The organism is Paenibacillus pabuli (assembly GCF_039831995.1).
In the GTDB taxonomy this organism is placed as follows: domain Bacteria; phylum Bacillota; class Bacilli; order Paenibacillales; family Paenibacillaceae; genus Paenibacillus; species Paenibacillus pabuli_C.
The window spans coordinates 874,020-897,244 of record NZ_JBDOIO010000005.1 but is presented as its reverse complement, the minus strand read 5'-3'; the positions used below and the strand labels follow the sequence as shown (position 1 = coordinate 897,244).

Annotated in this window: 18 protein-coding genes and 3 rRNA genes; 1 reads left to right on the top strand and 20 read right to left on the bottom strand. The window is 48.8% G+C overall.

From position 1 onward, the window contains the following. Positions 1-185 precede the first annotated feature (185 nt). The 5 genes from guaB to ABGV42_RS30725 all read right to left on the bottom strand — a co-directional run bounded on the left by guaB (position 186) and on the right by ABGV42_RS30725 (position 8,036). A complete protein-coding gene (gene guaB / locus ABGV42_RS30745; RefSeq protein WP_347385083.1) occupies positions 186-1,643 on the bottom strand; it encodes an IMP dehydrogenase in 1,458 nt (485 codons plus the stop codon). Positions 1,644-1,997: 354 nt separating this feature from the next. After that, a 5S ribosomal RNA gene (rrf, locus tag ABGV42_RS30740) occupies positions 1,998-2,114 on the bottom strand. Positions 2,115-2,187: 73 nt separating this feature from the next. After that, positions 2,188-5,113 (bottom strand): 23S ribosomal RNA (locus tag ABGV42_RS30735). A gap of 306 nt (positions 5,114-5,419) precedes the next feature. Next, positions 5,420-6,971 (bottom strand): 16S ribosomal RNA (locus ABGV42_RS30730). Together the 16S, 23S and 5S rRNA genes form the textbook arrangement of a ribosomal RNA operon. Positions 6,972-7,484: 513 nt before the next feature. Continuing rightward, on the bottom strand, positions 7,485-8,036 hold the full coding sequence (locus tag ABGV42_RS30725; protein ID WP_347385082.1) for a hypothetical protein: 552 nt from the start codon (positions 8,034-8,036) through the stop codon (positions 7,485-7,487). Positions 8,037-8,119: 83 nt separating this feature from the next. Between ABGV42_RS30725 and ABGV42_RS30720 the strand changes: the two genes are divergently transcribed. Then, positions 8,120-8,719, top strand: a complete 600-nt coding sequence (locus tag ABGV42_RS30720; RefSeq protein ID WP_347385081.1) for a TetR/AcrR family transcriptional regulator — start codon at positions 8,120-8,122, stop codon at positions 8,717-8,719. 138 nt (positions 8,720-8,857) lie between these two features. On the opposite strand, the gene ABGV42_RS30715 is transcribed toward ABGV42_RS30720, so the two are convergent. The 15 genes from ABGV42_RS30715 to ABGV42_RS30645 form a co-directional block, all read right to left on the bottom strand. Further along, positions 8,858-10,195: a TrkH family potassium uptake protein gene (locus tag ABGV42_RS30715; protein WP_347385080.1), complete on the bottom strand. Its 1,338-nt coding sequence runs from the start codon at positions 10,193-10,195 to the stop codon at positions 8,858-8,860. A gap of 159 nt (positions 10,196-10,354) precedes the next feature. Then, positions 10,355-11,866: a lysine--tRNA ligase gene (lysS, locus tag ABGV42_RS30710; RefSeq protein WP_347385079.1), complete on the bottom strand. Its 1,512-nt coding sequence runs from the start codon at positions 11,864-11,866 to the stop codon at positions 10,355-10,357. A 126-nt stretch (positions 11,867-11,992) separates the two neighbouring features. After that, positions 11,993-12,472, bottom strand: a complete 480-nt coding sequence (greA, locus tag ABGV42_RS30705) for a transcription elongation factor GreA (RefSeq protein WP_095293395.1) — start codon at positions 12,470-12,472, stop codon at positions 11,993-11,995. Positions 12,473-12,716: 244 nt separating this feature from the next. Continuing rightward, positions 12,717-13,736, bottom strand: a complete 1,020-nt coding sequence (gene dusB, locus ABGV42_RS30700; RefSeq protein WP_347385078.1) for a tRNA dihydrouridine synthase DusB — start codon at positions 13,734-13,736, stop codon at positions 12,717-12,719. A gap of 142 nt (positions 13,737-13,878) precedes the next feature. Further along, on the bottom strand, positions 13,879-14,082 hold the full coding sequence (locus ABGV42_RS30695) for a helix-turn-helix domain-containing protein (protein WP_347385077.1): 204 nt from the start codon (positions 14,080-14,082) through the stop codon (positions 13,879-13,881). Further along, complete coding sequence (folK, locus tag ABGV42_RS30690; RefSeq protein WP_347385076.1) at positions 14,034-14,582, bottom strand: 2-amino-4-hydroxy-6-hydroxymethyldihydropteridine diphosphokinase; 549 nt, start codon at positions 14,580-14,582, stop codon at positions 14,034-14,036. Before folK ends, ABGV42_RS30695 begins: the two co-directional genes overlap by 49 nt. Before the next feature lie 9 nt (positions 14,583-14,591). Then, a complete protein-coding gene (gene folB / locus ABGV42_RS30685; protein WP_347385075.1) occupies positions 14,592-14,954 on the bottom strand; it encodes a dihydroneopterin aldolase in 363 nt (120 codons plus the stop codon). Positions 14,955-15,060: 106 nt separating this feature from the next. Further along, positions 15,061-15,924, bottom strand: coding sequence for a dihydropteroate synthase (gene folP / locus ABGV42_RS30680; protein ID WP_347385074.1), 864 nt, complete (start codon positions 15,922-15,924; stop codon positions 15,061-15,063). Then, on the bottom strand, positions 15,921-16,805 hold the full coding sequence (locus ABGV42_RS30675) for an aminotransferase class IV (protein ID WP_347385073.1): 885 nt from the start codon (positions 16,803-16,805) through the stop codon (positions 15,921-15,923). Before ABGV42_RS30675 ends, folP begins: the two co-directional genes overlap by 4 nt. Positions 16,806-16,807: 2 nt before the next feature. Continuing rightward, the gene (gene pabA, locus ABGV42_RS30670) at positions 16,808-17,383 is read right to left on the bottom strand and encodes an aminodeoxychorismate/anthranilate synthase component II (protein WP_347385072.1); all 576 of its coding nucleotides are present in this window, start codon (positions 17,381-17,383) and stop codon (positions 16,808-16,810) included. 49 nt (positions 17,384-17,432) lie between these two features. Further along, on the bottom strand, positions 17,433-19,010 hold the full coding sequence (locus ABGV42_RS30665; protein WP_347385071.1) for an anthranilate synthase component I family protein: 1,578 nt from the start codon (positions 19,008-19,010) through the stop codon (positions 17,433-17,435). A 140-nt stretch (positions 19,011-19,150) separates the two neighbouring features. Next, complete coding sequence (gene cysK, locus ABGV42_RS30660; protein WP_110756311.1) at positions 19,151-20,089, bottom strand: cysteine synthase A; 939 nt, start codon at positions 20,087-20,089, stop codon at positions 19,151-19,153. A gap of 343 nt (positions 20,090-20,432) precedes the next feature. Continuing rightward, entirely contained in the window at positions 20,433-21,383 is a 951-nt protein-coding gene (locus ABGV42_RS30655; protein WP_347385070.1) for a peptidyl-prolyl cis-trans isomerase, read from the bottom strand. Positions 21,384-21,406: 23 nt separating this feature from the next. Beyond that, positions 21,407-22,294 (bottom strand): Hsp33 family molecular chaperone HslO, encoded by an 888-nt coding sequence (gene hslO, locus ABGV42_RS30650; RefSeq protein ID WP_347385069.1) that lies wholly within the window; start codon positions 22,292-22,294, stop codon positions 21,407-21,409. 158 nt (positions 22,295-22,452) lie between these two features. Then, positions 22,453-23,223 (bottom strand): type III pantothenate kinase, encoded by a 771-nt coding sequence (locus ABGV42_RS30645; RefSeq protein WP_347385068.1) that lies wholly within the window; start codon positions 23,221-23,223, stop codon positions 22,453-22,455. Positions 23,224-23,225 lie beyond the last annotated feature (2 nt).

Below are 23,225 nucleotides of genomic sequence, written 5' to 3'. Positions count from 1 at the left end.
CCTTATGTGGCTTTTATTCCATGGAAACAAGGTTTATAGATTCACGTCAAAAAGCCGCCGCAACGCCCTAATCCGATAAAGGATCGTCACCGCTTTTTCTATTCTATCACAGGGGTATCCGCAAAAAAAGACAGGCCCGGCGAAAATCGCCAAGCCTGTCCTGGAAATGATTAACTCTCTTCAGCTTACAACGAGTAGTTAGGTGCTTCTTTTGTAATTTGAACATCATGTGGATGACTTTCGCGAAGCCCTGCACCAGTAATACGGATAAAGCCTGTATCGTTGCGAAGCTGTTCAAGGTTGCTTGTTCCGCAATAGCCCATACCCGAACGTAGGCCACCAATCAGCTGATGAATGGTATCTGACAGTGGACCTTTATAAGCTACACGGCCCTCGATTCCTTCCGGAACGAGCTTTTTGTCATCATCCTGGAAGTATCGATCCTTACTGCCTTGTTTCATTGCAGCCATTGAACCCATACCGCGGTATACTTTGTAGCTTCGTCCTTGGAAGATTTCGGTTTCCCCTGGGCTTTCAGCTGTCCCCGCAAACAAACTTCCCAGCATGACTGCATGTGCTCCTGCTGCCAGGGCCTTAGTAATCTCACCTGAGTATTTAATCCCACCATCGGCGATGATTGGTACCCCGTATTCACGCGCTACTGTAGCACAATCGTAAACAGCCGTTACTTGAGGTACACCTATACCGGCAATAACACGTGTTGTACAGATAGAACCCGGACCAATACCAACTTTGACAACCGATGCACCTGCCTCGATCAAATCACGGGTAGCAGCACCAGTAGCGACGTTACCTGCAATGATAGTCAAGTTCGGGAAACGCTCGCGCAGCTGACGAACAGCCTCAATGATGTTGATGTGATGTCCATGAGCCGAGTCAACGGTAATCAGGTCTACACCAGCTTGTACGAGTGCATCCGCACGTTCAAAGGTATCCTTGGAGATACCAATGGCCGCACCAACCAACAGGCGCCCTTGAGCATCTTTGGCTGCATTAGGGAATTGAATAGCTTTTTCAATATCTTTAATCGTGATGAGGCCTTTCAGCGTGTTGGACTCATCCACTAATGGAAGTTTCTCAATTTTATGCTTTTGGAGAATCCCTTCTGCTTCTTGCAGCGTTGTACCTACAGGAGCAGTGACCAAATTTTCGCGAGTCATGACTTCGCTGATTTTAATACCGTAGTCATGAATAAAACGCAAGTCACGGTTTGTCAAAATACCAACGAGCTTCTGATCCCCTTCTACAATCGGTACACCAGAGATGCGATATTTAGCCATAACCTCTTCTGCATCCGACACCAGGTGCTCAGCAGTCAGTGAGAACGGATTGGTAATAACGCCGCTCTCTGAACGTTTAACCCGATCTACTTCTTCCGCTTGCTGTTCAACAGACATGTTTTTGTGGATAATTCCAATACCGCCTTCACGTGCAATGGCAATGGCCAAAGTCGCTTCAGTAACGGTATCCATACCAGCACTGATCAGAGGAATATTCAGTTTTACGCTATCGCTCAAACGAACCGATACATCCACTTCTTTAGGCAGTGTCTCGGATTTCCGTGGCACTAGCAATACATCGTCAAAGGTTAAACCTTCCTTACCAAACTTATCTTCCCACACGCAGGTGTTCCTCCTTATGTTTGCTCAGCTTTACGGTCCAAAACCCGAAGATCTCAGGCAGTATTTATGCCGAAAATACGTTTTCTGAAAAATTTATTATTGCCATCTTAGCAAAGCGATATTTAGACTGTCAAGGAAAAGTCCCTGGTTATATCAGGTGTACTGTCTGATGCATACAACTGTATTTCTTGAGCGGACAACCGCCGAATATGCCAAAAAAGCCATCCGTGTTCAAATGGCGTTTGTTCCCAAAACTTCTTGAGCTTTTTTTCAAGGAAAACTACATAGCTTCCATATATTAGCTTTTATAAACAAATAAAAACCACCACCGAATTTCATCGGCAGTGGTTCTTTGCTTGGCAACGTCCTACTCTCCCAGGACCCTTCGGTCCAAGTACCATCGGCGCTAGAGGGCTTAACGGTCGTGTTCGGGATGGGTACGTGTGGAACCCCTCCGCTATCGCCACCAAACGATGCTGCTACGCTCAGAGATCATTCTCTGAAAACTAGATCCGAAACGAAATGTGCGATCAAAACCTGCAATTTGGATAAGCCCTCGACCGATTAGTACTGGTCAGCTCCATGCATTACTGCACTTCCACCCCCAGCCTATCTACCTCGTCGTCTTCAAGGGGTCTTACATACTGGGAAATCTCATCTTGAGGGGGGCTTCACGCTTAGATGCTTTCAGCGCTTATCCCGTCCGTACATAGCTACCCAGCGGTGCTCCTGGCGGAACAACTGGTACACCAGCGGTACGTCCATCCCGGTCCTCTCGTACTAAGGACAGCTCCTCTCAAATTTCCTACGCCCACGACAGATAGGGACCGAACTGTCTCACGACGTTCTGAACCCAGCTCGCGTACCGCTTTAATGGGCGAACAGCCCAACCCTTGGGACCTACTTCAGCCCCAGGATGCGATGAGCCGACATCGAGGTGCCAAACCTCCCCGTCGATGTGGACTCTTGGGGGAGATAAGCCTGTTATCCCCAGGGTAGCTTTTATCCGTTGAGCGATGGCCCTTCCATGCGGTACCACCGGATCACTAAGCCCGACTTTCGTCCCTGCTCGACTTGTAGGTCTCGCAGTCAAGCTCCCTTATGCCTTTGCACTCTTCGAATGATTTCCAACCATTCTGAGGGAACCTTTGGGCGCCTCCGTTACTCTTTAGGAGGCGACCGCCCCAGTCAAACTGCCCACCTGACACTGTCCCCGTACCCGCTAAGGGCACCAGGTTAGAACCTAGATACGATCAGGGTGGTATCCCAACGGTGCCTCCACACAAGCTGGCGCTCATGCTTCAAAGGCTCCCACCTATCCTGTACAGATCGTACCCAAATTCAATATCAAGCTGCAGTAAAGCTCCATGGGGTCTTTCCGTCTTGTCGCGGGTAACCTGCATCTTCACAGGTATTAAAATTTCACCGGATCTCTCGTTGAGACAGCGCCCAAGTCGTTACGCCATTCGTGCGGGTCAGAATTTACCTGACAAGGAATTTCGCTACCTTAGGACCGTTATAGTTACGGCCGCCGTTTACTGGGGCTTCGGTTCACAGCTTCGGATTGCTCCTAACCGCTCCCCTTAACCTTCCAGCACCGGGCAGGCGTCAGCCCGTATACTTCGCCTTACGGCTTCGCACAGACCTGTGTTTTTGCTAAACAGTCGCTTGGGCCTTTTCACTGCGGCCCCCTCGTGCTATTCACACTACCGGGGCACCCCTTCTCCCGAAGTTACGGGGTCATTTTGCCGAGTTCCTTAACGAGAGTTCTTCCGCGCGCCTTAGAATTCTCTTCTCGCCTACCTGTGTCGGTTTGCGGTACGGGCACCTTCATCTGGCTAGAGGCTTTTCTTGGCAGTGTGAGATCATGACCTTCGCTACTGTAATTTTCACTCCCCATCACAGCTCAGCCTTACGATGTGCGGATTTGCCTACACATCAGCCTCACTGCTTGGACAGGCATCCATCAGCCTGCGTCACTACCCTACTGCGTCCCCCCATCGCTCGTAACGATTTACGGTGGTACAGGAATTTCGACCTGTTGTCCTTCGACTACGCCTTTCGGCCTCGCCTTAGGTCCCGACTTACCCTGAGCGGACGAGCCTTCCTCAGGAACCCTTAGGCTTTCGGCGGATCAGATTCTCACTGATCTTTTCGTTACTCATACCGGCATTCTCACTTGTATAATGTCCAGCGCTCCTTACGGTACACCTTCAACCCTTATACAACGCTCCCCTACCCCTGATGCAAAGCATCAAGCCATAGCTTCGGTGGTGTGTTTAGCCCCGTTACATTTTCGGCGCAGAGTCACTCGACCAGTGAGCTATTACGCACTCTTTCAATGGTGGCTGCTTCTAAGCCAACATCCTGGTTGTCTGTGCAACTCCACATCCTTTCCCACTTAACACACACTTGGGGACCTTAGCTGATGGTCTGGGCTGTTTCCCTTTTGACAATGGATCTTAGCACTCACTGTCTGACTCCCGGAAGTAAGTCTATGGCATTCGGAGTTTGACTGAGCTTGGTAACCCTTGCGGGCCCCGCACCCAATCAGTGCTCTACCTCCACGACTCTGTTTTCCGAGGCTAGCCCTAAAGCTATTTCGGGGAGAACCAGCTATCTCCGAGTTCGATTGGAATTTCTCCGCTACCCCCACCTCATCCCCGCACTTTTCAACGTGCGTGGGTTCGGGCCTCCAGTGCGTGTTACCGCACCTTCACCCTGGACAGGGGTAGATCACCCGGTTTCGGGTCTACGTCCACGTACTATGTCGCCCTATTCAGACTCGCTTTCGCTGCGGCTCCGGCTCTTCACCTTAACCTTGCACGGGAACGTAACTCGCCGGTTCATTCTACAAAAGGCACGCCATCACCCCTAAAACGGGCTCTGACTTCTTGTAAGCACACGGTTTCAGGTTCTATTTCACTCCCCTTCCGGGGTGCTTTTCACCTTTCCCTCACGGTACTGCTTCACTATCGGTCGCTAGGAAGTATTTAGCCTTGGCAGATGGTCCTGCCGGATTCATACGGGGTTTCACGTGCCCCGCACTACTCGGGATCCGTCTCGGAGGGAACAGACTTTCAATTACAGGGCTTTTACCTTCTTTGGCGGGCCTTTCCAGACCTCTTCGTTTAACCGGTTCCTTTGTAACTCCATGTGAGACGTCCCACAACCCCAGAGAGCAAGCTCTCTGGTTTGGGCTGTTCCGCGTTCGCTCGCCGCTACTGACGGAATCACTATTGTTTTCTCTTCCTCAAGGTACTTAGATGTTTCAGTTCCCCTGGTATGCCTCTACATAACCTATGTATTCAGTTATGAGTAACTGGATATTACCCCAGCTGGGTTTCCCCATTCGGACATCCCCGGATCAAAGCTTGCTTACAGCTCCCCGAGGCAGTTTCGTTGTTCGCCACGTCCTTCATCGGCTCCTAGCGCCTAGGCATCCTCCGTGTGCTCTTAGTAGCTTAACCAGTTGCTCCGGTTTCGACTGCTCACTTCCCTTGTTTTGCTTACGCAAAGCCAAAAGTCGCTCCCATTCGATACCATCGCAAAGCAGTTTTCGCTATTATTTGAAACTTGTTTAACACAAGTTCAGCTAAAAGGAATGTTCTAATTCGCATTTTTCGTTTCGATATCTAGTTTTCAAAGAACAAGCTCCATGCAAAAGCAAGCTGTTTTGAGAGTTTGAGCTCTCAAAACTGAGCAACGAGTGAGTAAGTTTTGCAGATCTAGTCTGCTATTTGAATGTTTCCGCTACGGGAAACGATTCTCCATAGAAAGGAGGTGATCCAGCCGCACCTTCCGATACGGCTACCTTGTTACGACTTCACCCCAATCATCTATCCCACCTTCGGCGGCTGGCTCCTTGCGGTTACCCCACCGACTTCGGGTGTTATAAACTCTCGTGGTGTGACGGGCGGTGTGTACAAGACCCGGGAACGTATTCACCGCGGCATGCTGATCCGCGATTACTAGCAATTCCGACTTCATGCAGGCGAGTTGCAGCCTGCAATCCGAACTGAGACCGGCTTTTTAGGATTCGTTCCACCTCGCGGCTTCACTGCCCGTTGTACCGGCCATTGTAGTACGTGTGTAGCCCAGGTCATAAGGGGCATGATGATTTGACGTCATCCCCACCTTCCTCCGGTTTGTCACCGGCAGTCACCTTAGAGTGCCCACCCGAAGTGCTGGCAACTAAGATCAAGGGTTGCGCTCGTTGCGGGACTTAACCCAACATCTCACGACACGAGCTGACGACAACCATGCACCACCTGTCTCCTCTGTCCCGAAGGAAAGGTACATCTCTGTACCGGTCAGAGGGATGTCAAGACCTGGTAAGGTTCTTCGCGTTGCTTCGAATTAAACCACATACTCCACTGCTTGTGCGGGTCCCCGTCAATTCCTTTGAGTTTCAGTCTTGCGACCGTACTCCCCAGGCGGAGTGCTTAATGTGTTAACTTCGGCACCAAGGGTATCGAAACCCCTAACACCTAGCACTCATCGTTTACGGCGTGGACTACCAGGGTATCTAATCCTGTTTGCTCCCCACGCTTTCGCGCCTCAGCGTCAGTTACAGCCCAGAGAGTCGCCTTCGCCACTGGTGTTCCTCCACATCTCTACGCATTTCACCGCTACACGTGGAATTCCACTCTCCTCTTCTGCACTCAAGTCACCCAGTTTCCAGTGCGATCCGGGGTTGAGCCCCGGGATTAAACACCAGACTTAAATGACCGCCTGCGCGCGCTTTACGCCCAATAATTCCGGACAACGCTTGCCCCCTACGTATTACCGCGGCTGCTGGCACGTAGTTAGCCGGGGCTTTCTTCTCAGGTACCGTCACTCCTTGAGCAGTTACTCTCAAGGACGTTCTTCCCTGGCAACAGAGCTTTACGATCCGAAAACCTTCATCACTCACGCGGCATTGCTCCGTCAGGCTTTCGCCCATTGCGGAAGATTCCCTACTGCTGCCTCCCGTAGGAGTCTGGGCCGTGTCTCAGTCCCAGTGTGGCCGATCACCCTCTCAGGTCGGCTACGCATCGTCGCCTTGGTGAGCCGTTACCTCACCAACTAGCTAATGCGCCGCAGGCCCATCCTCAAGTGACAGATTGCTCCGTCTTTCCAGCTTCCTTCAGGCGAAAGAAGCAAGTATTCGGTATTAGCTACCGTTTCCGGTAGTTGTCCCAAGCTTGAGGGCAGGTTGCCTACGTGTTACTCACCCGTCCGCCGCTAAGCATCAAGAAAGCAAGCTTTCTATCAACTCCGCTCGACTTGCATGTATTAGGCATGCCGCCAGCGTTCGTCCTGAGCCAGGATCAAACTCTCCAATAAAGTATTGAAAAGAGCGATTAGCTCATTTTGAATCTGACGAGATTAAAAATCTCATTTGTGCTTTGAAATCATACAGTCAGATGACATGTACCGATTCCTCAGCGTCGATCTTACAAAGTAAGATCGTTACTCACTCGTTGTTCAGTTTTCAAAGATCAAACGTCATTCGCATCCGAGTGTTGTTCTCTTCAGCAACTTTTATATCTTACCACTTCCGAACCAATTTAGCAAGTACTTTTTTTAAGTTTCTTTCGAAGCTTTTCAGTTTGCTTACCGCACCGTGTTTCTCGTGTTTTCTTGGCCGGAATTAGAATATACCATGTTCAGATTTTTTATGCAAGTAATTTTTTAAAGAAATTTGTATATTCTAATTCCGTTCACAGTAACAGCTCAATATCCATTTAAAGTTCTACGTTCGCTACCTCCATTGGATAAACACTTCAAGTACATCCACAAACGATCACAACAATTGCAGTCCATGCTAATATAAACTTTTGAATGACTTAATCATTCTTATTCTACTTTCTTAGCAGGCATCTTCTTTGGCCACAAGGTATAACTGAAACTGATTATAAAATCAATGACCACTATAATTCCCCAGACTCTAACTATATTAGAGAATGCTGCTGTGCGGGTTGCATCACCAATCCACCAAATCATAATCAATAGGAAAGCACTTCCTATGATGTAGGCAGCCAGATGGCGAAACCAACCATTCCGTTCCTGACTTGCATGTGCGCTCCCATATGCCTTCCTGCGGCGCGGATTCTCTCCACCTTTGAACCAAAATAGAAAATAACGATCTGCCCATGCGATCATCTGATGCCCGTAGGCGATACTGACTCCAATATATATGGCTGCAATACCATGAACCATACTAGCCGTAGCCCCTCTTTGCAGATCCACAACTGTAGCCACTAATAACAACAAATCGATAATAGGTGTCGCCATCAACAAAGCCAATCCCAGGCGCTTCATACCCAATAGGTATCTTACACTCAATCCAGCAGCAACAAAAATCCAAAAAGCAATTTCACATCCTATTATAAAATAGGCGATCATCATAACCCCTCCCTTTATAACACATTCGTATTAAATACAATTTAACACATTTGTATTATATTAAGCAACCATGTTATAATTCACATATGCCTAAAATTGTAGATCACGATAAACAGCGAATTCTCGTCGCTGAAGCGGCTTGGCGCATCATACGCAGAGACGGCATGGAACAAGCATCTGTCAGAAATATTGCTGAAGAAGCAGGAATATCTGCCGGATCAATGCGTCACTACTTCTCAACCCAATCTGAGTTACTCCTATATGCAATGAATCTGGTATCCGAAAAGGTATCAAACCGAATTCAGCAGCTATCATTCAGTGGTCCTCCTATGGACAATATGAAACTTCTGCTGCTCGAATTCATGCCTAACACGGACGAAAAACTGGCCGAAATGGAGGTATGGTATGCTTTTACGGCCAAGTCCAAAACCGATCCGGACCTCAAAGCACTCGCAGACAAGGTTTATGATGAAATTAGACAAGCCGTGGCGACCGTAATTATGTACCTTGTGAAGCTTGACCTCTCACGAACTGATCTCAATAAAGAACTGGAAATAGAGCGTCTATATGCCTTGGTGGACGGACTGTCCATTCACGCTGTGCTTAGACCCGATCAAATGACCGCTGAGGTTATGGAGAATGTTCTTTCTCTGCATCTGGCATCATTGTGTCGCGAAGAGAGATAAAAGCTCGAATACAGTTCCATTACAACCAGACGAAAGCAAAACATCGGAAGTCGCGCCCGTAAACAAAATAAAACCGCCAGACACTTCGAGTCTAATTCCTGTTATAGCAGGCGTTAGACCGCTGTCTGGCGGTTTTCCTTATCCGATAATAATCCGGCCTTCCGGATGGCGGTACAACTTTTTCTCTTTACGCGGACGGAGCGCATAAGCGATGGTTAATGGTCCGATCCGGCCAATAAACATCGTAAAACAGATAATGAGTTTTCCTATATCCGTTAATTCAGCAGTCACCCCTACGGACAGACCCACCGTACCTATTGCGGAAGCAGCTTCAAACATCAGTGGCAGGAATGGTGCATCCTCCGTTGTAAGCAGGAGCATGACCACAACCATAAAGATAATTAAAGATACCATAATGATGGTCAGCGCCCTCATAAGCAGTTCCTTCGGAACACGATGACGGAAAAATACAATATCCTTATTGCCGCGAATCATGGCGTACACTGCTCCAATCATAATCAAGAACGTCGTTGTCTTAATTCCGCCACCCGTTGAACCCGGTGAAGCACCAATGAACATCAACAGAATGAAGAAAAACTGGGTAGCCTGTCTCATCTCCGTTATATCAATCGAGCTTGTACCAGAGGATCGCGTAGAAACAGACTGGAAGATGGAAGCATAGATCTTCTCAGGCCAGCTCAGTGAAGCCAGCGTGTGTCCATTGGTGAATTCAAAGATAAACAACACAAGGGCACCAATACCAATCAGGGCACCCGAAACGGAAAGCACCAGCTTCGACTGTAGAGATAAACGGCGGCGTTTGTGAAATTCAAACAGATCATTCAGGACCACAAAGCCGAGTCCACCAGATATAACGAGCACGGATGCAGTCAGGTTAAACAACAGGTCCCCGGTATAATACTGAAAGCTGTTCCCAAACAGGTCAAATCCACCGTTATTAAACAGGGAAACCGAGTGGAATATACCATAGTAGGCTGCTTGTCCCAAAGGCATCTCTGCTGCCCAGCGCAAGGCCAGTATCACAGCAGCCACACCCTCAATCGTGAACGAAAAGATCAGCACCTTACGGATAATGCGCACAATCCCCTCCATGCTGTCTGCATTGATTGCCTCTTTCAGAAGCAGCCTGTCTTTAAGGGATATCCGTTTACCCAGGACAAGCGCAAACAGAGTTGCAATGGTCATGAAGCCGAGTCCACCAAGCTGCATAAGTACCATGATGACAATCTGCCCAAACAGGTTAAACGTCGTTCCTACATCCACAACGACAAGTCCGGTCACACATGCTGCTGATGTTGAGGTAAATAAAGCATCAATGAACGCCAAATGCTCACCGCTTCGGTTCGAAATGGGCAGCATCAGCAGAATGGTACCCATGGCAATAATCAGCAGGAAACCACCAACCAAGATAAGCGGGGGTGACAGAAATTTGGCAATGTGAAGCCTGAATTTCATGAAGGGCACCTCTTTTAACATAATACAATCTGTAATCAGATCAAACGAACCAAAGGAGCCGTGTAAAGCGTCCTTATGTAAACCTAAAGAGGAACTTGCCCCAGCTTGTTACTGAACGGCAGGTTCCTCTTCTATTATGAACGTGTAATACGTTCCTTATTATTCTTGCGTACGCGGACGCATGTGAGGGAAGAGCAGTACGTCACGAATGGACGATGAGTTGGTGAGCAACATGATCAGGCGATCAATCCCGATACCCAATCCACCTGTCGGCGGCATTCCGTATTCGAGTGCACGGATGAAGTCATCATCCATTTCGTGCGCTTCATCATTCCCGTGTTCTTTCTCCAGCAGCTGTGCCTCAAAGCGCTGACGCTGATCAATTGGATCATTCAACTCGGTGAAGGCATTTGCGTGCTCGCGTCCCACGATGAACAGCTCGAAGCGGTCTGTGAAACGCGGATCTGTGTCACTTTTCTTCGCCAGTGGAGAAATCTCAACCGGGTGTCCCATAATAAACGTTGGTTGGATCAGCGTTTCTTCAACAAACTGCTCGAAGAATGCATTCAGAATGTGGCCAAACGTCATATGTGGCTCAACCGGAACCTTGTGCTCTTTTGCCAGCTGGTGAGCTTCTTCATCTGTCATATGCACGGAGAAGTCCACACCAACAACTTCCTTAACGGCATCTACCATCGTTACACGGCGCCATTGCGGAGTAAGGTCTACTTGGTAATCGGCATATTGAATCACCTGTGTTCCAAGCACTTCCTGTGCAATATGAGCGACCAGATTCTCGGTCAATTGCATGATATCTTTATAGTCGGCGTAAGCCTCGTACAGCTCAATCATCGTGAATTCAGGGTTGTGACGAGTCGACATTCCCTCATTTCGATAGACACGGCCAATTTCATACACTTTTTCGAGTCCGCCTACAATCAGACGTTTTAAGTGAAGCTCAATTGCAATACGCATGTACAATTCCATGTCGAGCGCATTATGATGCGTAATGAACGGACGTGCAGCCGCACCACCAGCAATACTGTGCAGTGTAGGAGTTTCCACTTCAAGATAGCCAAGGGAGTCCAGGTAGCGGCGCATCGACTGAATGATTTTGGAGCGTGTAATAAAGGTCTGTTGTACTTCTGGGTTCATGATCAGGTCAACATAGCGCTGGCGATAACGCAGCTCTACATCGGTGAGACCATGATATTTATCCGGAAGCGGGTAAAGTGACTTGGACAGTACTTCCAAATCTTTAACTTTGACAGACGTTTCACCGGTTTTGGTCTTGAAGACTACGCCACTAACACCAACGATATCACCAAGATCCAGCAGGCTGAAAGCCGCAAACTTGTCCTCAGATACCGTATCCTGACGAACATAGATCTGGATTCTGCCGCTCAGGTCCTGAATATGTGCAAAGCTTGCCTTACCCATTCCCCGCTTCGCCATAATCCGTCCGGCAATACTGACTTCGATCTGCTTCTCTTCCAGCTCTTCTTTGGTCAGTGTTTCATACTTCTTCAGAATAGAACCGGCTTCTTCGGTACGTACGTATTTTTGGCCAAAAGGGTCGATTCCCAATTTGCGGAGCTCGTCCAATTTGTCGCGGCGAATTTGCAAAAGCTCGCTAAGTTCGGTTTCCTGATTCAAGACTTCATCCGTCATGATCTATATTCATCTCCTTATTTACATTGCAGACATCCTCAGATGTGTTCTTCCTCAAATGTTGAAAAAAGCTTCCCTAAGGAAGCTTTTGTCTCAGTGCCCGACTGCTTCATTACAATATACTAACTATTGCTTCTTAATATCTACAATTTTATATTGAATTACGCCAGCTGGTACGCTTACGTCAACAACAGTACCTTTTTTCTTACCCAAAATGGCTTTTCCAACAGGGCTTTCGTTCGATATTTTGTTCTGAAGCGGATTGGATTCCGCGGTACCTACGATTGTGTACTCTGTAATGTCTCCGAATTCCAGATCTTCTACAGTAACAGTTGCACCCACGCTTACCGCATCGGTATCAATTTCATCGCTGTTGATGATCCGCGCATTCCGAAGCATTTTCTCCAGAGTAATGATACGACCTTCAATAAAGGCCTGTTCATTCTTCGCGTCTTCATATTCGGAGTTTTCACTGATATCGCCATACCCGATGGCTACTTTGATCCGTTCAGCCACTTCGCGGCGCTTAACCGATTTCAGTGTTTCCAGTTCTTCTTCCAGCTTCTTGAGTCCCTCTTGTGTAAGGATAACTTCCTTATCGCTCATCTCAACCGATTCTCCTGTCATGGGAATAATTTGATTGCGCGGCAACGGAACCAACGCTGATTACAGAGCTCCGACCGCATATATCTTCAAAACTATATGAAGTTCTCCAGAGAAACAGAACGTTCCTCCTGATGCACTAGCCTTATAACGCACATGGCGAATTTATACTGTGAAATTATAGGGGAACGGTCTCGAAAAGTCAATGTTACGCCCCTTATATCTGTAAACGTTTTACAGGACAGGATCAGGATGCATTTTCGGCTACCGCTGATTCCGCTTCTAGGTGCTCTTCATGATGAAGCTGGCCTACAAAGTTCTCCAGAATTTGCACCATTTCATCACGTTTGGTTCCTTCCATAATAACGTCCTTAATGCGTGCAGAGCCTTTCAATCCTTTCAGGTACCAAGCCAGATGTTTACGCATCTCCTTCACTGCTACGTTCTCATTCTTCAGAGCAATCAGACGGTCCATATGGAGAATGGCAACACGAATCTTCTCTTCTGCGCCAGGATCAGGAAGTAATTCCCCGGAACTCAGGTACTGAATGGTACGGTACAGCATCCATGGGTTACCCAGTGCAGCTCGGCCGATCATGACCCCATCACAGCCCGTTTCGTCCAGCATGCGACGTGCATCTTCCGGTGAGGATACATCTCCGTTCCCGATCACCGGGATGGACACCGCTTCTTTTACATTTTTGATGTGTGACCAGTCTGCTGTACCTGTGTAGAGCTGCTCACGCGTACGGCCGTGCACACTTACCGCCTGTCCTCCAGCGCGTTCAACCGCAAGCGCGTTCTCAACCACGAAGATATGCTCGTTATCCCAGCCGATACGCATCTTGACGGTCACGGGCTTCTCGACGGCGTCCACTACAGCGGATACCATATCATAAATTTTGTTCGGATCAAGCAACCAACGTGCTCCTGCGTCGCAATTCGTTACTTTTGGCACAGGGCATCCCATGTTGATGTCGATGATATCGGCGTTGGTTTCTTTGTCCACAATTTTGGCTGCTTCTACAAGCGCTTCACGGTCTCCCCCGAAAATCTGGAGACTCAGCGGTTTCTCCCGCTCATCTACAAACAGCATCTCACGTGTACGCTTATTGCCATGGACGATAGCTTTGCCACTTACCATCTCCGCACATACAAGGCCTGTTCCAAATTCTTTTGCGATCAGACGAAAAGCCGGATTACACACGCCAGCCATCGGCGCAAGTACGACCTGGTTTTTCATTTCAATGCCACCGATTTTCAGCATTTCAGTGTTTCTCTCCTTCTAAGTACCGCAGATTCTTGCATGAATCCCGGTTATGTTCTGCTATATATTACAATCAACGATTAACGATATGTGTCTTCGTAAACACGTTATATGAATCATAAGTGACTACAGTGAATTATTTCTACTTGCCCTGCAATTCTTCAACGCTGATGTTCAGCACGTTCGCAATGCGATCCAGCTCCTGTACGGATACCTTGCGGTTCCCCCGTTCAATCGTTCCCAGAATAGCCAGCGATATGCCAGTCCCAGCGGCAAGTTCCTGTTGTGTTAAACCTTTCAGCTTCCGAAAGGCCCGGATGCGGCTCGCCAGTTGCACGTTTTCCAAAGCTGTATTCCATCCTTTCCATCCAGTACAGACAACGATGAGTGTACATAGGTATACAAGCCTGAAAGCTCGCCTTCAGGTACGATATCCGACAATGGAACAAGCACAAATGCCCGTTCTCCCATCCGCGGATGTGGTAATTGAAGCAATTCGGTATCCCGACTCTGCCCATCCATCCAGAGCAAATCGAGATCTACCGTTCGGGGACCCCAGCGAATATCGCGGACTCGCCCTAGCCGATTCTCGACATCAAGCAATTCGGTCAGGAGCTGCTCGGGAGCTAGACGCGTCTGTACAGCAGCTGCCATATTCAGAAACGAAGGCTGGTCCACATGACCTACAGGCTCTGTCTCATATAGCGATGAACAACGCTGGACCTCTATGTCAGGGTGCGCATCCAGTAAAGTCAACGCTTCAAGCAGTGTCTGTTCCCGGTCACCCAAATTGGCCCCTAAAGCAATATAAGCCTCTGAATATTCAGAGGTCGAATGTGCGATCATGATCGATTCTCACTTTCTTGTGCGGCGAAGCTCTACCGTCACGCCCTCAAAATGAATATCAAACGGCGGATGTGGCTTCGTCACCTTGACTGTCAAAGCATTGATAATAGTATAAGTGTCCAGTAACGAAGATGCAATATGTTCGCCCAAAGCTTCAATTAACTGGAATGATTTGTTTTCAACAATTTGTTTCACAAGTTCATGGATTTCTGCATAGTTGATCGTCTTGGTCAGATCATCGTTACGTCCGGCATCACCCAGATCCATATCAATCTCCAGATCAATATAGTAGCGCTGTCCGAGCTTCCGTTCTTCTGCAAAAACACCATGATATCCGTAATATTCCATCCGATGAAGTACCATTCTGTCCATAAGATCCGCCCGCCTTCTATAATATTAAAATTATGTGTCACTACTCGTTCATTACCTCATGCAAAACGCTGCGCTTCCACAGAACGGGTCATCCGGACCCGCCAGGTTATTTCCTCCGCAGACCCGGAGAGGCATACAGCATGGCATCACACATGTCCGCCGTCCGCCGGATCGGCTTCACATCATGAACCCGGACCATTTGGCAGCCTTGGGCGATGCCGAATGCAACCGTTGCAGCCGTCCCTTCTACTGCATCATTGGCCTGCACTTGAAGGGTATTCTGGATGAATCGTTTGCGCGAAGTAGCCAGCAGGACCGGATACCCCATCTCGTTAAGCAGTCCAAGGGATGACATAAGAGTCAGATTCTCCGTAAGATCCTTCACAAAGCCAATACCAGGGTCGAGAATAATCTGATCCGGATTCACTCCAGCGTCCAGGGCAACTTGAATACTTTCCTGCAGATCCTGAACCACATCATCCAAATAATTCGTGTAGTCTCGCTCAGGTCTATTGTGCATCAAAATGATTGGACATCCCAGCTCGGCAGCCGTGCGGGCCATATCCGGGTCGGCCTTGGCTCCCCATACATCGTTAATAATGTGAGCACCGGCTAAAATGGCCTGACGGCCAACCTCCGCCTTATAGGTATCCACGGATATCGGAATGTGCGGAGCCTGCAGCCGTAATGCCTCGATTACAGGTATGATTCGGCTGAGCTCTTCCTCGGCACTGACGACCTCCGACCCTGGGCGCGTGGATTCACCGCCGATATCAATCAGATCTGCGCCATCCTCCATCATCTGTATTGCATGGGCAACTGCCAGGTCTACCTGATTGTAGCGACCTCCATCGGAGAAGGAATCCGGCGTAACATTAAGGATGCCCATGATCTGTGTCCGTGTGCCAAGCTTGAGTTCAGCCGGCCCCCATGAATAGTTCCGTTCATAAATGACTGGTGTGAGTGTCATGAAGTATACCCCGCTTTCTGACGGTACATACCCAGAAGTGCTGCTGTAACCGGGCCGATATGTCCGTTGCTGATTATCGTTTCGTTTCCGTTCTGCCCCCGTAAAGTGGTAACAGGCACCAGCTCTGCCACCGATCCTGTCAGGAATATTTCATCTGCTTCCTGCAGCTCACCCCAGGTATATAATCCTTCGACGCTGGCCACTCCCATATAAGCTGCAAGTTCCAGAACTGCTGCCCGAGTAATGCCTGGTAAAATCCCCGTATCAATGGATGGCGTATGGAGAACACCCTGCCGTACCCAGAATACATTGCTGACAATGCCTTCAGCCACATGACCTTCCCGGGTGAACTGCAGGCCTTCCGCCCCTTCAGCGAGCTTACCGTATCCATTCAATTCTCGTTTGGCAAGAATGCTGTTCATGTAGTGCAGTGATTTGAATCGGATATTTCCTTCAGGTGTGTTCCGAACTGTCGATAAGCACTGAAGCAATCTGCCCTTCTCGTATAAGGATGGGGAGGGCTCAGGTAATGCTTTTACAAATACGATATGATTGGGATTTTCATAATCCCCGGAGGGCAATCCAAGTGCAGCTTCTCCTGCTGAAACCGTGTACCGTACATACGCATCCGAAAGCCCGTTTGCCTGCAGCAGACGGTTAATCCAGTCTTTCACTTCTTCTACTGTCGTCGTAAATGGGATCCCAAGCTCTGCACAGCCTGCAGCCATTCGTTCCAAATGACGTTCCAGCAAAAAGGGGACTCCCTGATAGGTCCGAAATGTCTCAAACAAGCCCAGTCCGTACAAAAAGCCGTGATCCGTTACCGGAACCACGGCTGCCGCCATATGGACCACATTTCCGTTTATCGCGGCGTATTGCATTCCTATACCTTCACCTTCTGGGACAGAAAGTTGCGCAGCATCTGATGCCCATGATCCGTAATGATCGATTCAGGATGGAACTGCACACCTTCAATAGCAAACTCCTTATGGCGCAGTCCCATAATTTCACCTTCTGCCGTCTCGGCTGTAATCTCCAGGCAATCGGGCAAACTGCTGCGCTCCACAATGAGGGAGTGATAGCGGGTTGCCGTAAATGGAGAAGGCAGTCCGGCAAATACAGATGTTCCGTTATGATGCATTTCAGAGGTTTTGCCATGCATCATGCGGTCTGCACGAATAACGTTGCCTCCAAAGGCTTGTCCAATGGCTTGATGTCCCAAACAAACGCCAAAGATTGGAACACTGCCCTTGAATTGATCGATGACAGCCAGACTGATCCCCGCTTCATTCGGAGTACAAGGTCCAGGAGAGATCAAAATATGATCAGGTGCCAATGCCTCAATACCTGCTAGATCAATCTCATCATTCCGGCGGACCTCCACCGTTTCTCCCAGTTCACCCAGATATTGAACCAGGTTGTACGTGAAGGAATCATAATTGTCGATAACCAGAATCATATCCTCGTTCCTCCCTCTTCTTCCGTCGATATAATGACGGTTGCTTCGATTATTTTAATTTGACCGCTTCCGCTTCCTCACTATAGTTCACGGCCCTCATCATCGCTCTCGCTTTATTCCGGCACTCCTTGTATTCCCGATACGGATCGGAGTCAATGACAATGCCTGCTCCCGCTTGGACATAGCCCATTCCATCCTTGATAGCCAGTGTTCGTATGACGATATTCAGCTCCATATTCCCACTGTAGTCCATCCACCCGATTGATCCTGTATATGGGCCTCTCCGTACAGGCTCAAGCTCCTCGATAATTTCCATGGTCCGCACCTTGGGAGCACCGGTAATCGTTCCACCAGGGAATGTGGCTGCAATGACATCGAAAACGGATAAACCATCTGCAAGCCTTACCTCCACCTGGGAAACCAGATGCATGACATGCGAATACTTCTCGATGGTCATCAATTCAGGTACATGAACAGACCCATAGGCTGCTATTCGCCCGATATCATTGCGTTCCAGATCGACCAGCATAATATGCTCAGCCCGTTCCTTCTCACTGTTCAACAGCTCAGCGGCCATGGCTTCATCCTCGGCTGTGTCACGACCTCTTCTCCGTGTGCCCGCGATTGGACGTGCACTTACCTTACCGTTATCCACTTTGACAAGAAGCTCCGGTGAACCACTCACCAGCTGGAAGTCCGGGCTGCGAAGCATTCCCATATAAGGCGATGGGTTCACGAGGCGCAGCCATTCGTAGATATGCTCGGCACTGGATTGAATTCGCTTTTCCTGCCGCAAGGAAAGATTTACTTGGAACACATCGCCCTGCCGGATATATTCCTGTACGGTGCGTACAGCCTGTTCAAAATCCTGTTGGGGAAATGAAGTCTGCCATCCCTCCGTTTCCTTGTCAGCATCCTCCTTCTCCTTCTCCTGAGCTAAATGCATGTGCCTGCTGCGATGCTCCAATGCTTGCTGGTGCTCCTCCGCTTGAGCAAAGCCCAGAATATGCAGCCAACGCTGCCGCATGACTTCAGCACGCTTTTCGGCTTCTGTATACAAGACTTGAAGGTATGCCTCATCCGGTTCCGCTCTTAACGGCAGATGGACCATGCAGTACAGCGCCTCTTGTTCATGGTCATATGCCCAAAGCTCTTCAAATCGCATCCACCAGTAGTCAGGCAAGGCCGGATTGTCTTCAGCTAACGTTGGCAGGTTCTCCAGCGATCTGGCTACGTCATAGCTGAGATAACCTGCACTCCCCCCACCAAAGTCCGGAGCACCGATCACTTTGGGAGCATTGTACGGAGCTGACCACCTTTTTAATACGTCCAGCGGCTTGCCCGAATCTGTTGACTTCAATCCTTCTTTCAGATCATGAATGACCGCGTCATGTCCCTTGCCTGAAATAACGGATACCGGGTGCAGCCCCAGAAATGTATATCTTCCGCCCTTTCCGTTCTCCAGCACCATGGCATAAGGCGACGCCTCGTGCCAAGCTGCCTCCCATGTTAACGGTAAACCGCCATGAACCGGCTCCTCATCCGACTTGATCATATACGGCATCATGGTCCAGCCTTGTCCGGCCCACTCTGTCCAGTCGGCGTATGTTGTCATCAGGTGTGTCATTGCGGTTAGCCGCCCTCCATCTGTCGCTAGTTCTATTGTCTGATAGTATACTAAAGCACCGCATCTTTTAAAAGCATTCAGCAAAAAATCCTCCATACCCAACATGTGGGCACGGAGGATTAATATCAATATGCTTACGCTTAAGCTTCAAAGTTGTAAAGCGGTGTGCTGAGGTAACGCTCTCCGTTACTTGGCACGATGACAACAACACGTTTGCCTGCACCCAGCTGTTTGGCTACTTGCAGACCTGCACGAATCGCTGCACCGGAAGAAATACCGGACAAAATGCCCTCTTCCTTCGCTACCTGACGAGCCGTTTCGAATGCATCATCATTCTCAATGTGAATGATCTCGTCATAGATTTCCTGATCCAGAATCTCAGGAATGAAGTTGGCACCGATCCCTTGGATTTTGTGAGGACCTGGCTTGCCGCCTGCCAAAATTGGAGATGCGGCTGGCTCTACAGCAATAACTTTAATTGAAGGGAAAGCTTCTTTCAGCACTTCGCCTGTACCTGTAATCGTTCCGCCGGTACCAATTCCTGCAACAAAAGCATCCAATGTACCGCCAACAGACTGAATCGCTTCAACGATCTCAGGACCTGTTGTTTCACGGTGAATTTTCACGTTTGCTTTATTCTTGAACTGCTCAGCCATGAAGTACGTTGGGTTTTCCTTAAGCAATTCTTCTGCTTTTTTGACAGCACCGTTCATTCCCTCGGATCCTGGCGTGAGCACAAGCTCAGAACCATAGGCACGAAGCAAGTTACGACGCTCCAAGCTCATCGTTTCAGGCATAACAATAACAGACTTGTAGCCTTTGGCTGCAGCTACCATTGCAAGGCCAATTCCCGTGTTACCACTTGTTGCTTCAATAATGGTATCACCTGGTTTCAGCTTGCCTTCTTTTTCCGCTTCTTCCACGATACTGATCGCGATACGATCCTTGACGCTCGATCCCGGGTTCTGATACTCAAGTTTCACGAATACTTCAGCACTGCCTTCAGGTACGATACGGTTGAGACGAACAAGCGGAGTACCTCCGATGAGTTCTGTTACGTTATTAACAACTTTAGCCATATGAATGCCCTCCTTAGTGGGATGAATAATACTTAAGTCCTGTTGCTTATATTGTGCGGCCGGAGCAGCCTCTTGATGTTATAGAAGAACTGCGGAAATCCCTTATTCCATCTGGTCTAATCGCTTATCCAAGGAATGGATCCGAGGTTTCCGAAGGTTTCTTAGAGTTAAACTTGCTTTTAATCCGAGTAAACGAGTAGGTATTTATTATTTTTATCTTATCAACGTTGCACGTCATTGTCAATATGAGTAATCAAAAAAATACTCTGTCCTGGGCCCTAAGCCTGTAGACAGAGTATTTTTATCACGATGCAGTATCCCAACCCAACCACCGCTCAAAAAATCAGGAAGCAGGAATCTCGGCGATAATCACGGCTTCATATTTGTTACGCAGCCTCTCTTCCACCTGGGGAAGCGGATCAGCCTGACTCAGTGCCAGCTGCATCCGAATATCTTCGCGTACCTCTTCTGCCGATTGGACCTGGGCATCCTGCTTGTCGTTTAATTTGATAAGGGCGTATCCTTGTTCAACCTGCACCGGTCCAGCAATATCGCCTATATCCAATTGTTCGGCCAGGTTCATGATGTCTTCCGGCTGAAACGGATCATTCTGTTCTATCCAGCCCAGCCGCCCACCGGAGTCACGAGTGAAACTGTCTGTTGATTCAGCTTTTGCCATATCTTCAAAGTTCGCACCCTGCTCCAGCTCATCCAGTAACGAATTGGCTTGATCCTCATCCGCCACCATAATCATGGACAAATCGTATTTCTCGGGAGAGACAAAGTCCTCGCGATGCTCTTCCCAATAATGTTCAATGTCTGCATCCTTGACCTGAATGCCACTCGTAGCGATTTTCTCCAATAAAAGCCGATAACCAGCTTCCAGTTCAAGCTCCTGTCTTGTCAGGCCGAGCTGGGATTTCATCTCGTCGAAGTATGCCTGTTCCGAATCATAGCCATCCATCGCAGCAGACAGTTCCTTCGCTATTTCCTCTGGAGTGACTGTCAGGTCTCGATCTACAGCCTCCGCATAAACGGCTTTGCGGTTCAGCATCTGAAGGAGCATATCGCTGCCGTAGCGCCGTTTTAGAGCATCAGACCATTGCTTGTCGGTGATGACCTCTCCGTTAATTGTGGCAATTGCGCTACCTTCTTCCTGACCTGTATCATGAGGGGCATCGGTATCATCCCGTCCTGGTCTCATACCCTGGACTATCATTACCGTGCCCATCACCAGCATGCCGAGCGTCAGGACAATTACAGCCGTCCACAGCCCTTTTTCCTGTCTCGTCATTCCGCGTCCCGTCCCCGCTTATATCAGTTCTTGGCTTGCTCTAGAATGGTCTCGAGTTGTTCCTTGTTGAAATCATAAGCTTCATTGCAGAACTGGCACACCACTTCTGCTTTGCCTTCTTCTTCAATCAGTTGCTCCATTTCGTGCTGACCCAAGCTGATCAACGTTTTTTCGACCCGTTCCCGGGAACATTCACAGCGGAAATGAATATCCATTCCATCCATAACCTGTACATCCGGCAGTACTCGCTTCAGCAATTCTTCCAGTTCAAGCCCTTGCTCCAGCAGCGTCGTCACAGCAGGCAACGTGCTGATCGCATTTTCAATTACGGTGATTTCATCGTCGGTCAATCCTGGCAGCAGCTGTATAATGAATCCGCCGGAAACAATGACCGAATTGTCGGTATCTACAAGTACGCCAACGCCTACAGCAGAAGGTGTCTGCTCCGATTTGGCAAAATAGTATGTGAAGTCTTCGCCCAGCTCTCCCGAAATAATCGGCACACTACCACGATAAGGTTCCTTCAGGCCAAGGTCTTTCGTTACGTTCACGAAGCCCTCTGTGCCCACAACTCCTCTAACGTCAAGCTTACCCATGCTGTTGCTTGGCAAATGCACATGCGGATTCGTCACATAACCACGAACTTCCCCTTTGGCATTGGCATCGGCAACGATCTGTCCAATGGGACCGTCGCCCTTGACCTGAATAGTCAGCTTCTCTTCACCTTTAAGCATTGCACCCATGATGGCTGCAGTGGTTACCGTACGCCCCATGGCAGCTGTAGCCGTGGGAAACGTATCATGTCTTCTGCGCAATTCCTCAACCAACTCCGTCGTTTGGACAGCAAAGGCTCTAACCCGTCCTTCCATTGCTGTACCGCGAATCAAGCGGTCCTGTTTGTTGTTTTCCAAGTCATTCAGCCTCCTTTGGCGTATACTATATTATCTCTGAAACACGATATATAAATTGATTTGGACGTGCCTTCAACTTATAAATCCGTTCAATTTACAGAAAAAACGGCACAATACGTAAGACTGTTAAATCAGCCCGCTGCATGCCGTCTCTTTCCTTACCTTTCCCGGTTCCGCTCATAAATGATACGCAGCCCTTCCAGCGTAAGCAGCGGATCGACTTCCTCGATGCTGCGTGTCTCCTCTGCAATCAGAGGTGCAAGCCCCCCGGTTGCAATGACTTTGGGCTCTACGCCCATCTCTGTACGAATGCGATCAACAATTCCGTCGACCTGCCCGGCATAGCCATAAATGATACCAGCCTGCATGGCATGCACCGTATTGCGTCCTATGACCTTCTTCGGCTTCTCCAGTTCGATGCGAGGCAGCTTGGATGCCCGCTCATAGAGCGCTTCGGTGGCAATATGAATGCCCGGTACGATGGCTCCCCCAAGATAGTTGCCCTTTTCATCAATACAATCGAAGGTCGTGGCAGTACCAAAGTCAACAACCACCAGTGGACCACCATATTTCTCAACGGCTGCCACCGCATTAACAATGCGATCTGCGCCTACCTCACGTGGATTTTCATACCTTAAGTTCAGGCCTGTTTTGATGCCAGGTCCGACAACCATCGGCTTTTTGCCAACATATTTTTCACACATCGTTTCCATCACATGCACAAGTGGAGGAACCACCGATGAGATGATGACTCCTTCGATGTCGCGTGTTGATATATCCGACATATGAAATAAATTATAAATCAATACGCCGTATTCATCCACTGTGGACTGACGGGATGTGCTCAGGCGAAAATGGTGGAGCAACGACCGGCCTTGATACACGCCGAGTACAATATTGCTGTTGCCCACGTCTACAACAAGAATCAAAG